Source organism: Trinickia sp. (genome assembly GCF_051953405.1).
Classification (GTDB): domain Bacteria; phylum Pseudomonadota; class Gammaproteobacteria; order Burkholderiales; family Burkholderiaceae; genus Trinickia.
In genome coordinates this window covers 37,561-49,271 of the sequence record NZ_JBQCIV010000104.1, presented here as the reverse complement: position 1 = coordinate 49,271, position 11,711 = coordinate 37,561, and the positions used below count along the sequence as shown (strand labels likewise).

Sequence of the window (11,711 nt, the reverse complement as noted above, 5' to 3'; positions counted from 1 at the left end):
TCGCGCATCGAACAAGGAACGAGACGCATGATGCAGAAAGAACCCTTGCTGTCGTTAAGGGGCATCGTCAAGACGTTCTCGGGCGTCAAGGCGCTCGACGGCATCGATCTGTCGGTTCGTCCCGGCGAATGCCTCGGCTTGTGCGGCGAAAACGGCGCGGGCAAATCGACGTTGATGAAAATCGTCTCGGGCGTCTACCCGCACGGGACCTGGGACGGCGAAATCGTCTGGGACGGCGCGCCGCTGCACGCATCGAACGTGCGCGATACCGAGCGCGCCGGCATCGTCATCATCCATCAAGAGTTGATGCTGGTGCCCGAGCTGTCGGTTGCCGAAAACATCTTCCTCGGCAACGAGATCACGCTGCCGGGCGCTCGCATGAACTACGCGGCGATGCACCAGCGCGCCGATGCCTTGCTGCGCGAACTCGGCATCGAAGGGATCAACGTCGCCCAACCCGTGATGAACTTCGGCGGCGGGCACCGGCAGTTGATCGAAATCGCCAAGGCGCTGAACAAGCAGGCGCGGCTGTTGATCCTGGACGAGCCGTCCTCCTCGCTGACAGCCGCCGAAACGCGCGTGCTGCTCGAGATCGTGCGCGATCTCAAACGGCGCGGCGTCGCCTGTATCTATATTTCGCACAAGCTCGAGGAAGTCGAAGCGGTGTGCGACACCGTGACCGTCATCCGCGACGGACGCCACGTGCAAACGGCGCCGATCGACGCGATGCCGCCTTCGCGCATCGTCGCGTTAATGGTCGGCCGCGAGATCACGAACCTCTTTCCGCGCGAGCCGCATGAGATCGGCGAGACCGTGCTCGAAGCGCGCAACGTGACCTGCTTCGATGTGACCAATCCGCGCCGCAAACGCGTCGACGACGTCTCGTTCAGCATCCGCCGCGGCGAAATTCTCGGCGTGGCCGGGCTCGTCGGCTCCGGCCGCACCGAACTCATGCAGGCGATCTTCGGTGCGTATCCGGGCACCTACCGGGCGTCGGTGGTCATGGACGGCCGCCCCCTCGCCGTGCGCTCGCCCGGCGACGCAATCCGCGCGGGGATCGGCATGGTGCCCGAAGACCGCAAGGCGCACGGGATCGTGCCCGATCTGGGCGTCGGCCACAACATCACGCTGGCGGTGCTGCGGCGGTTCGTCAAACGCGGGGCGATCGATGCCGCCGCCGAACTCGACACGATCCACCAATCGATGAAGCGGCTCTCGGTGCGCGCCGCGCACCCGTTCCTGCCGATCGCCAACCTGTCGGGCGGCAATCAGCAAAAGGCCGTGCTCACGCGCGTGCTGCTGACCGAGCCCAAGGTACTGATTCTCGACGAGCCCACCCGCGGCGTCGACGTCGGCGCGAAGTACGAGATCTACAAGCTCATCTTCGCGCTGGCTAAACAAGGCATGGCCATCGTCGTCGTCTCGTCGGAGCTGCCCGAGGTGCTCGGGCTCGCCGATCGCGTCCTCGTCATGGGCGAGGGCGAGCTGCGCGGCGATTTCGCGGGCGAGGGCCTGACCCAAGAAGCCATTCTTTCGGCCGCGCTCGAGCCCGTGAAGCGCGCCGCGGCCGTTCAACACCACGAGACCTTCGAAGCATGACACCGGACCTTTCCCCCGCCCGAGCGGCCAGCGCCGCGTCGCCGGCCGGCGCCGACCGCATTCGCCAATGGTTCGCGCGCTATAAGATTCTCGCGTTGCTGTTGGCCGTCGCGTTGATTTGGCTGTTCTTTACCTTCCTCACGCACGGCGCATTCGCCACGCCGCGCAATCTGTCGAATTTGCTGCGGCAGATGGCGATCAGCGGCATGCTCGCTTGCGGCATGGTGTTCGTGATCATCGCCGGCGAGATCGACCTGTCGGTCGGCTCGCTGCTCGGGCTGCTCGGCGGCATCGCGGCCATCTTAGACGCGAATCGCAACTGGCCCATCGAAGCGACGATTCCCGTGGTGCTCGTCCTCGGCGTCGCCGCCGGCTTGTTCAACGGCTGGCTCTCGACCTATCGGCGCGTGCCCTCGTTCATCGTCGGTCTCGGCGGCATGCTCGCCTATCGCGGCATCTTGCTCGGCATCACGGGCGGCTCCACGATCGCGCCGGTATCGGACCGCTTCGTGTTCATCGGCCAAGGGTATCTGCCACGCCTGGCGGGCAATGCGCTCGCGTTGCTGCTGTTCGCCGTGCTCGCCTACGTCACGGCGCGCCAGCGCAGCAACCGCCGCCGCTACGAACTGCCGGTCCCGGCGCTTTGGCAAGACGTCGTGAAGATCGTCGGCGCGGGCGTCGTCATCTTCGCGTTCGTGGCCACGCTCGACGACTACGGCGGCATTCCCGTCCCCGTCCTGCTGGTGCTGCTCTTGCTCGGCATCTTCACCTGGGTGGCCACGCAAACCGTGTTCGGCCGTCGCATCTACTCGGTCGGCTCGAACCTCGAAGCCACGCGCCTATCGGGCGTCGACACGAACCGCGTCAAGCTCGCCATCTTCGCGTTGATGGGACTCATGTGCGCGTTCGCCGGCATCGTCAATACCGCGCGGCTCGCCGCCGGCTCGCCTTCGGCGGGCAACATGGGCGAACTCGACGCGATCGCGGCCTGCTTCATCGGCGGCACGTCGATGCGCGGTGGGTCGGGCACCGTCTACGGCGCGCTGATCGGCGCCCTGGTCATGGCCAGTCTCGATAACGGCATGTCGATGCTCGATGTCGACGCCTACTGGCAGATGATCGCGAAAGGCGCGATCCTAGTCCTGGCCGTCTGGATCGACGTGGTCTCGCGCACGAATCGGCGCTGAAGGCGCTGAGACGAAAGCCAGGACGAGTCGCGCAAATCCGGCCTGCTGCGGCGCAATAGCCAAAGCGCATTTCGGCATGGCCGGCAATTTCTTCAAAATTGGAATTTCGCATGTCGTACGCCATTTTTCCCAGCTTGGTGGACAAATCCGTCGTCGTCACGGGTGGCGGGACCGGCATCGGTGCCGCGATCGTCGAAGCGTTTTGTGCGCAAGGCGCGCGCGTCTTTTTTCTCGATATCGCCGATGCGGATTCCGAGGCACTGGCCGACCGGCTGAGCGAGGGTCGTCATCGCCCCGTCTTTCATCATTGCGATTTGCGCGATATCGCCTCGATCGAGCGCGTATTCGCGGCGATCTGCACCGAAGCGGGGAAGATCGATATCCTCGTGAACAACGCGGCCAACGACGACCGCCATCCGTTCGGGTCGATCGCGCCCGCCTACTGGGACGAGCGCATCGCCGTGAATCTGCGTCACCAATTTTTCTGTGCGCAATACGCGGCAGCCGGCATGAAGGCTGCGGGACACGGAGTGATTCTGAATTTCGGCTCGATCTCGTGGCACGTCGCACTCGCGAACCTGTCGATCTACATGACGGCCAAAGCCGGCATCGAAGGCATGACGCGCGGCCTGGCCCGGGAACTCGGCCCCTACGGTATCCGCGTGAACGCGATCATTCCGGGCGCCGTGCGCACGCCGAGACAGATGAAGCTGTGGCAATCGCCCGACAGCGAGGCGAAGCTCGTGGCCGACCAATGCCTCCCCGAGCGGGTCGAGCCCGAGCATGTCGCAAGAATGGCCTTGTTTCTCGCATCCGACGACGGTTCGCGATGCTCGGGACGCGAATACTTCGTCGATGCGGGGTGGTACGGAGCATCCTCATGATTTCACCCGAATGTATCTGGCCCTTGGGCGCCGAACTCGGCGAAGGGCCGGTGTGGAGCAAAAGCGAGAAAGCCGTTTATTTCGTCGACATCAAGCGCAAACACGTGCACCGCTACGTGGCCGACACGCGCGAGACGATGACCTGGCCGGCGCCTAGCGAGGCGTGTTTTATCGTGCCGACGCCCGACGATGGCGTCTTTGTCTGCGGGTTGCGCAAGGGACTCTACCGATTCGACGCCCGCACAGGCACGTTCGACAAACTGGCGGACGCCGAGCGCGACCGGGCCGCCAATCGCTTGAACGACGGCTTTGCCGACCCGCGCGGCTACCTGTGGTTCGGCACGATGCACGACGATGAAACCGAGCCGACCGGCGCAATCTATCGCGTCGACGAAGAAGGCCGGATCGAGCGGCGCGACGACGGCTACGACATCGCGAACGGCCCGGCGATGAGCCCCGATGGCCGTACCCTCTATCACACCGACACGCGTGGCCAAACGATCTACGCCTCCGACGTGGACGAGCGGGGCGGGCTGTCGAATAAGCGCGCGTTCGTCAAAGTGCAAGGCTCGGCGTACCCCGATGGCATGGCCGTTGATGCACAAGGTTGCCTATGGGTCGCACTTTTCGGCGGCGGCTGCATCGAACGCTACGGACACGACGGCAAGCAGATCGATACCGTCGCGTTTCCTTGCTCGAACATCACGAAGCTCGTGTTCGGCGGCGACGACTTGCGCACCGCCTACGTCACGACTGCGATGAAAGGATTGAGCGAAGCCAAACGCGAACGCGAAACGCTGGCCGGCGGCTTGTTCACGTTCCGCGCGCCCGTCCCCGGCCTGCCGCAAAACGTGTTGACGCGCGGCCTCGTGCACGCGCACCGATAAGGAGAGATCGCCCCCCATGTCACCGACTTCCCCGCGCAGGCTGCGCAGCCAAAACTGGTTCGACGACCCGACGCACGCCGATATGACGGCGCTCTACGTCGAACGCTTCATGAATTACGGCCTCACGCGCGAGGAGCTGCAATCGGGCCGGCCGATCATCGGCATTGCGCAAACGGGTAGCGACCTCGCGCCCTGCAACCGCCATCACATCGAGCTGGCCGCGCGCACGAAAGCCGGTATCCGCGACGCGGGCGGCATTCCGATGGAGTTTCCGGTTCACCCGCTGGCCGAGCAAAGCCGGCGGCCGACGGCCGCACTCGATCGCAATCTGGCCTATCTCGGGCTCGTGGAAATTCTGCACGGCTATCCGCTCGACGGCGTGGTGCTGACCACCGGCTGCGACAAGACGACGCCCGCGTGCCTCATGGCCGCCGCCACGGTCGATTTACCTGCCATCGTGTTGTCGGGCGGCCCGATGCTCGACGGCTGGTTCGAAGGCAAGCGAGTGGGATCGGGCACCGTCATCTGGCATGCGCGCAACTTGCTCGCCGCCGGCGACATCGACTACGAAGGCTTCATGCGGCTGACCGCGGCGGCCTCGCCCTCGATCGGGCATTGCAACACGATGGGCACCGCCCTCTCGATGAACAGCTTGGCCGAAGCGCTCGGCATGTCGCTGCCCGGCTGCGCCTCGATCCCCGCCGCTTATCGCGAACGCGGGCAGATGGCTTATGCGACGGGCAAACGCATCGTCGAACTCGTGCGCGACGATATCCGGCCGTCGCACATCCTCACGCGCGAAGCGTTCGAAAATGCAATCGTCGTCGCATCGGCACTGGGGGCATCGACCAATTGCCCGCCGCATCTGATCGCCATTGCGCGCCATATGGGCGTTGAGTTGTCGCTCGACGATTGGCAGCAGCTCGGCGCCGATGTCCCTCTGCTCGCGAATTGCATGCCGGCCGGCGAATATCTCGGGGAAAGCTTCCACCGTTCGGGGGGCGTACCGGCCGTCTTGCGGCAATTGGCGCAAGCGGGCTTGCTGCATGGCGAATGTACGACGGTGTCGGGGCGCACGATCGCCGAGATCGCGAGCGAAGCGCCCGAGGCCGACGGCGACGTCATTCGTTCGTACGACGAACCGTTGAAACACGGCGCGGGGTTCATCGTGTTGTCGGGTAACTTCTTCGACAGCGCGATCATGAAGATGTCGGTGGTGGGCGAAGCATTTAGGCGGGCGTACCTGAGCGAACCGGGTGCCGAGAACGCTTTCGAAGCGCGCGCCGTGGTATTCGACGGGCCCGAGGATTATCGAGCCCGCATCGACGATCCGGCACTAGCCATCGACGAACGCTGCATTCTCGTCATGCGCGGGTGCGGCACGCTCGGGTACCCGGGCAGCGCCGAGGTCGTCAACATGGCACCGCCGGCCGCGCTCGTGAAACGCGGCATCACGTCGTTGCCGTGTATGGGGGACGGACGCCAAAGCGGCACCTCGGCGAGCCCGTCGATCCTGAACATGTCGCCCGAATCGGCGGCCGGCGGCGGTTTGGCCTTGATGCGCACCGACGATCGCGTCCGCGTCGATTTGAACGCTCGGCGCGTGGAACTGCTTGTCGACGAAGCCGAACTCGCGCGACGTCGCGACGAAGTCGCCCCCAGCGTACCGCCATCGCAAACGCCCTGGCAGGAGCTTTACCGCCAGTTCGTCGGGCAGCTTTCGACGGGCGGCTGTTTAGAGCCCGCCACGCTTTATTTAAAGGTTGTCGAAACGCGCGGCGATCCGCGCCATTCGCACTGATACCCACTTCACTGTTTTTTATCGCGAGACCTGATCGTCATGCCTATCGATCCCGCCGCCTATCTGCCCTCGGATCTCGACCGCGCCCTGCTCGTCGGCCGCGTTTGGCGCGGCGCGCCCCACAATGGGCCGTCCGTCGTCGTCGTACGCCAGGGGCAAGTGTTCGACATCACGGCCAGCGCGCCGACCACGAGCGACCTGTTCGATCGGGACAACGCGGCCGCCGTCGCCCGCTCGGCACCGGGCGAATTGCTGGGGTCCGCCCATGAGTTCATGCGCGCCGCCGCGCAGCCGCAGGAAGCGGTTGCTGCGCGCTTGCTCGCCCCGTGCGACGTACAGGCGATCAAGGCCTGCGGCGTGACGTTCGCTGTCAGTTTGCTCGAACGCGTGATCGAAGAGCAAGCCGGCGGCGATCCCGGCCGGGCGGCCGATATCCGCGCGTCGTTGCATTCGTTGATCGGCACCGACCTTGCGAAGATTCGACCGGGTTCGGACGCTGCGATGCGGCTCAAAGAAGAACTCAAACGCCGGGGCGCGTGGTCGCAATACATGGAAGTGGGCATCGGCGAGGACGCCGAGGTCTTTACGAAATCGCAGCCGATGTCGGCGGTGGGGTTCGGCGCCGACGTCGGCTTGTACCCGACGTCGGCTTGGAACAATCCCGAGCCCGAGGTCGTGCTGGCCGTGAATGCGGCGGGGAAAACGGTCGGCGCGGCGCTCGGCAACGACGTCAACTTACGCGATATCGAAGGCCGTTCGGCGCTGCTGCTCGGCAAGGCGAAAGATAACAACGGGTCGTGCGCGATCGGCCCGTTTGTGCGCTTGTTCGACGACGGTTTCACAGTCGACACGATTCGCGAGGCGAGCGTGTCGCTGCTGATCGAGGGCGAAGACGGCTTCGTGCTCGAAGGCGTGAGCCACATGCGCGAGATCAGCCGCGATCCGCTCGATTTGGTGGCGCAAACCTGCGGCGCGCATCACCAGTACCCGGACGGTTTCATGCTGTTTCTCGGCACGATGTTCTCGCCGATCAAAGACCGCGATGCGGCGGGCGGCGGGTTCACGCACCATCTCGGCGACGTGGTGACGATCTCGACACCGGCATTGGGTGCGCTCGTCAATACGGTGCGGCTATCGACCGAAATCGCGCCCTGGCAGTTCGGTGTGCGGGCGTTGTATCGGAATTTGGCTCGGCGAGGGGTGTTGGCTTGAGCGGGGTTCGGTTAGCCGCTTAGGTCGATGCAGGGAAGACTACGCGCCTATTGCGATTCGCAGGCGTGGTCTTCCCCATGGAGTCAAAATGCGTTCGTCGGCTTGGCCTTGCGCGCGCGCACCCGTTGGGGCAATTGCTCGTCCACTGCGCCCGAACCATGCGCGGCAATTCGGCAAACGGGGCGAATTGATCGAAACGCGTCGGATCAATAGTGTTTGAGTCGCCGGGACTCATCTCTACGCCCGAGCGCACTCGACGCGAATGTCGGCTTTCGCCGCCAGTTTGATTGCGAGCATCATCGCTTCGTCCGCGTACGCGTGCGACACGACGACGGATCCGACGACTTGCTGGTTCGGTTGGACCCTCTCGATCCAACATCCCTTGACGCCCAACTCGTTGATCGCTTCAACACCCCGACACCGTTTCAGGTCCTCTGCATTGGCAATGCCTTGGAAGCATCCGGCACGCGGCATCGTCAACCGATGGATCGCGACACCGCGGTTGCGCGTCGGCACCCAGCGCAGCGGCTGGCCGCACGCAATGTCAACAACGGCATGTGCCGGGTTTTGGCCCGTCGCCACCTCAATCATGTGGCTGCCCATTTGGTCGTCGACGAGGCACGGATTTATTTCGAGAATCTTCACTTGACCATCGACGATCTTGCAGTCGATCTCGATCGCACCGACCTCGAAACCAAGCGCATCGACCACAGGCGCAACTGCATCGACGAGCCGCTCGGTGTCGCTCGCGCAAGCGGGGAAGCTCGCACCGATCTTCGTAAAGTTGCCGGCTTCCTCGCCGCTAATCCTCTTTGAGAACGCACCGATCGGTAGCAGTTCGCCGCCGACTGCGCGCAATAGCTCGAGAGCGTAATGCGTGCCGCCGATTGCTTTTTCGACCAACACGCCAGTCGCGAAATCTTGCCCCGATAAGTCGACCGCCCAGTGTGGGCACGCCTCGAAGTACGTGCGCAGCGCATCGGCATCGCCGACCCTTCTGACGTACGAGCGACCGTTGCCCGTCGATGGCTTCACGACGACAGGAAACCCGACGGCCTTCGCAAATCGATAAGCTCCCTCGAATGTGTATTCCAGTGCGTACGCCGGGTTTAGCGCGGGCGCTATCCGTCCGATTGCCTCCCGCATCCTGAACTTGTTCTTCATCGTCGCGACTGCCCTGGGGCGATTCCCAGGCAAGCCAAGTCGCGCGGCGAGTATGGCCGCTTGCACGACGTGCAAGCCGCTAGTCGTCGCGACACCGGCGATGGCGTAATCGCTAGCGATGTCCGCTACGCCTTTGACAACCGCGAGTGCGGAAGCGGTATCGACCGCAATAGCGATATCGCAATGCTTCAAAATCCGCTCGTCGTAGTGGCCCGGCTCGCGACTCATCAATATGACGCCCAGGCCGGCGCGCTTGGCGTAAGCGCACGCGACCTCGCCTGCTCCGGTTGTGCTTGCCTCGATGAATACAATGCATTTTTGCTTCATCCTTGTTCTCACGTAAGTTGAGGTTGCGTCGCCAATTCGGTAAGCATCGCGTCCCTTGGATTTTCTCCAGGCGAGCAGCATCGTTATCGCCCAGACTATCGAAAGCGCTTTCCATTACAAACCGCGGTAAACGACGAAATACTGCTCACTTTGCGGCGTGCATCGATTCCGATGCTGCGGGTCACCCTGCATGAAAAGCCACATGAAACGCAGACGCAAGGGCCTCTCATACGGCTGCCGTGTGTACCGGCGTGCACCGCGCACAAACCGCATTCTCTAGGGTTGACGAGGGATGCGTATCCGTAGAAAGCACGGAGTAGCCACCCGAGGGGCGCTCCTGAGATTCATCATTCGTTATATTTCTCTATCCTTCCGATGAAGGCAGCCATCATATGCTGCAATGCGTCGGCTTAGCTTCGAGGACGATGCTCCGATCTCGACGAGGATGGCGTCAAGAGGATGGCGGCAATGCCATAGGTATCAGCCGCATGAGCATCGTCCTGCTTGCCGTTAAGTGCCCCGGCCAGGTGTAGCCATCAAGGTCGGTGTCTTTCGCCGTCGCATCGAAATACCATACGCAACGGGCAGCGCCACCACACCGAACACGATGATGTAAAGCGCTGGCGCGGTAACAAGATGCGAGGTCTTGATCAAGTAGGTAGCCACAATCGGCGCCGTCCCGCCAAAGATCGCCGTGGAGGTTGAATAGGTCGTAGCCATTCCAAAGCTGCGCCAATTGTCCTTAAACAAATCCGCAAGCACAATGAATATGACACCGACCACACAGCCCAGCTCGACAGCAAAAACCGTCTGCGCGAACAACAATGAAAACCAATCTCCGCGTTGAAACAAGGTAAAGAGCGGATAACTGCTACAGACCAACGATCCGACACCGATCAACACAAGATGCGAGGCGTGTATGCGGCGGGCAGCGTATCCTGCGAGGAGCATCGAGCCGCAAAAGATCAGCAACGCAATGACATTTGTCGAACGCGCATCGAAACCCGGCACACCCAGATAGGTTTGCAGATAGCTCGGCAACCAGACGAACACCGTATAAATGCATACCTCCATGAACGCGACCAGCACCAGCGCGCGGATCAACGGCGACACCGATCGCGCCTCTGTCGCTTTGCCGACTCGCTCGCCCGCAACCGCGACAATCGACGCTCTAAGCGAATAGATCCATAACGATAACGGAATACAAAGCAAAAACGGCCAACGCCATGTTTCCGTTGAATATCCCGCAGCGCGCTCCCCCAGTAGCCATGACAGCATAGCGGCGCAGTAGGGTAGAACGAACACGACTCCCGACGCCAGCAGCATCCCAAGGAAGTTACTGATCACAACCAAAGCGCAGTAGAGCCCGCGCCTTTCATCCTTAGCATTCAGCGAGACGAAGTACCCGCTCAACGGCGTCTCGCCGCCTGCGGCGAATCCTTGCAGCACCTTTAGCGTGACGAGCGCAGCCGTCGCTAGGTACCCCGCCGTTTCGTAGGTCGGCAAAAACGCGATCAATGACGCCGGAACCGCCATCCCGACCATGCTCAGTTTGAGCGCCGTAGCCGTGCCGTATCGATTCCCCAATATGCCGAACAAGACACTGCCGAACGGGCGCGCTAAATAACTGCCCGCGAACACCGAAAAACTCAGCAGCAGCGCAGCCCTCTCACTCTCGACTGGGAAGAAGAGCCGGCCAATTTCGACCGCCATAAATGCGGTGAGCGAGAACGCATACCATTCGAAAAGGTTTGCCGTGAACGCGATTTTCGCCATCGAATCGAATCTAGACCGCATCGGCCCCTCCTTTTTTTAAGATCGAAATGATTCCACTCAGATCTCCATCGACAATTTTATTGCGCAGCGCATTCAGGTGACACTCCACCGTCCTAACCGACGAACCGACGGAATGGGCAATCTCCTTATTTGACATTCGCTCCATTTTCATGAGAAATATTCGAAATTGCGCATCGGTTGGCGGCGCAACGAAGAATCGCTCGACGCGCAGACACGCCATGGCTCTCCCGATCGCGTTATCCGCGTCATAGAATTTTCGATACATCCAATAAAGCGCGCTGGGACCGAGCGCCGACGTGATGTCATGACGGTAGGTGACGATACCCAATACGTTCTTGGCGGCACCGAGCACGGGAAACTTGAGCATCTCCTCGAACCGAACCTCGCCGTTATCGTCGAGAAAATGATGCTTGCCGATAACATGAGACTTGCTGTCACGTGCGCGGAAATCGAGTGCTTCGATTGCATGCGCGTATTGCGCCCCCCACTCCGGTTGACGCAGGCGCACATCGTTGATCGTCAACCCAACCAAATCCATGGGATCTTCTATACCGAGTTGACGCGAGTTGTGGGCGTTGCTAACGACATATCGGCCCGTGTCGGCCTCCTTAAAACTCGCGGGGACCGGAAAACTCTCGATCAAGCTAGCGATCAGACTGTCGGTTTTCATTTTCGGAACCAGCAATGAACTCGATACCGCAGGCGGCACGAGAGGCCCCGCCCCGATGACGACCTTCGGGGCGTCACCGGCCTGCTTGCCTCGATACAACTTCACGGCGTCATGCCCCGAGGTCAGGCATCCTCTCCGTTCGCGATCCGTCACCTTCGTTCTCCTTGCGTTGTTCGTCGCGCA

The 11,711-nt window shown here is 62.2% G+C and carries 9 protein-coding genes; 6 read left to right on the top strand and 3 right to left on the bottom strand.

What is annotated here, in order from left to right:
* Window positions 1-30 precede the first annotated feature (30 nt).
* The 6 genes from xylG (at window position 31) to ACTHN9_RS18180 (ending at window position 7,570) form a co-directional block, all read left to right on the top strand.
* Window positions 31-1,599, top strand: a complete 1,569-nt coding sequence (xylG, locus tag ACTHN9_RS18205) for a D-xylose ABC transporter ATP-binding protein (RefSeq protein WP_440538232.1) — start codon at window positions 31-33, stop codon at window positions 1,597-1,599.
* On the top strand, window positions 1,596-2,786 hold the full coding sequence (locus ACTHN9_RS18200; RefSeq protein WP_440538168.1) for a sugar ABC transporter permease: 1,191 nt from the start codon (window positions 1,596-1,598) through the stop codon (window positions 2,784-2,786). Before xylG ends, ACTHN9_RS18200 begins: the two co-directional genes overlap by 4 nt.
* A gap of 110 nt (window positions 2,787-2,896) precedes the next feature.
* Complete coding sequence (locus ACTHN9_RS18195) at window positions 2,897-3,670, top strand: SDR family NAD(P)-dependent oxidoreductase (protein WP_440538167.1); 774 nt, start codon at window positions 2,897-2,899, stop codon at window positions 3,668-3,670.
* Window positions 3,667-4,557 (top strand): SMP-30/gluconolactonase/LRE family protein, encoded by an 891-nt coding sequence (locus ACTHN9_RS18190; protein WP_440538166.1) that lies wholly within the window; start codon window positions 3,667-3,669, stop codon window positions 4,555-4,557. Before ACTHN9_RS18195 ends, ACTHN9_RS18190 begins: the two co-directional genes overlap by 4 nt.
* A 16-nt stretch (window positions 4,558-4,573) precedes the next feature.
* Window positions 4,574-6,358 (top strand): IlvD/Edd family dehydratase, encoded by a 1,785-nt coding sequence (locus ACTHN9_RS18185; protein ID WP_440538165.1) that lies wholly within the window; start codon window positions 4,574-4,576, stop codon window positions 6,356-6,358.
* A 39-nt stretch (window positions 6,359-6,397) separates the two neighbouring features.
* The gene (locus tag ACTHN9_RS18180) at window positions 6,398-7,570 is read left to right on the top strand and encodes a fumarylacetoacetate hydrolase family protein (protein ID WP_440538164.1); all 1,173 of its coding nucleotides are present in this window, start codon (window positions 6,398-6,400) and stop codon (window positions 7,568-7,570) included.
* 237 nt (window positions 7,571-7,807) lie between these two features.
* Here the strand turns inward: ACTHN9_RS18180 and ACTHN9_RS18175 are convergent, their stop codons facing one another.
* The 3 genes from ACTHN9_RS18175 to ACTHN9_RS18165 form a co-directional block, all read right to left on the bottom strand.
* On the bottom strand, window positions 7,808-9,061 hold the full coding sequence (locus ACTHN9_RS18175) for an ATP-grasp domain-containing protein (RefSeq protein WP_440538163.1): 1,254 nt from the start codon (window positions 9,059-9,061) through the stop codon (window positions 7,808-7,810).
* A gap of 510 nt (window positions 9,062-9,571) precedes the next feature.
* Window positions 9,572-10,837 carry an MFS transporter gene (locus ACTHN9_RS18170; protein ID WP_440538162.1) on the bottom strand — a complete coding sequence of 422 codons (1,266 nt, stop codon included), beginning with the start codon at window positions 10,835-10,837 and terminating at the stop codon, window positions 9,572-9,574.
* Window positions 10,838-10,847: 10 nt separating this feature from the next.
* Complete coding sequence (locus ACTHN9_RS18165) at window positions 10,848-11,681, bottom strand: PAS domain-containing protein (protein ID WP_440538161.1); 834 nt, start codon at window positions 11,679-11,681, stop codon at window positions 10,848-10,850.
* Window positions 11,682-11,711: the final 30 nt, after the last annotated feature.

What these genes read in the sequence shown, in the direction of transcription:
- ACTHN9_RS18185 (WP_440538165.1), top strand. Translation starts at nt 4,574, where the DNA reads ATGTCACCGACTTCCCCGCGCAGGCTGCGCAGCCAAAACTGGTTCGAC.
- ACTHN9_RS18180 (WP_440538164.1), top strand. Translation starts at nt 6,398, where the DNA reads ATGCCTATCGATCCCGCCGCCTATCTGCCCTCGGATCTCGACCGCGCC.
- ACTHN9_RS18190 (WP_440538166.1), top strand. Translation starts at nt 3,667, where the DNA reads ATGATTTCACCCGAATGTATCTGGCCCTTGGGCGCCGAACTCGGCGAA.
- ACTHN9_RS18175 (WP_440538163.1), bottom strand. Translation starts at nt 9,061, where the DNA reads ATGAAGCAAAAATGCATTGTATTCATCGAGGCAAGCACAACCGGAGCA.
- ACTHN9_RS18200 (WP_440538168.1), top strand. Translation starts at nt 1,596, where the DNA reads ATGACACCGGACCTTTCCCCCGCCCGAGCGGCCAGCGCCGCGTCGCCG.
- ACTHN9_RS18170 (WP_440538162.1), bottom strand. Translation starts at nt 10,837, where the DNA reads ATGGCGAAAATCGCGTTCACGGCAAACCTTTTCGAATGGTATGCGTTC.
- xylG (WP_440538232.1), top strand. Translation starts at nt 31, where the DNA reads ATGCAGAAAGAACCCTTGCTGTCGTTAAGGGGCATCGTCAAGACGTTC.
- ACTHN9_RS18195 (WP_440538167.1), top strand. Translation starts at nt 2,897, where the DNA reads ATGTCGTACGCCATTTTTCCCAGCTTGGTGGACAAATCCGTCGTCGTC.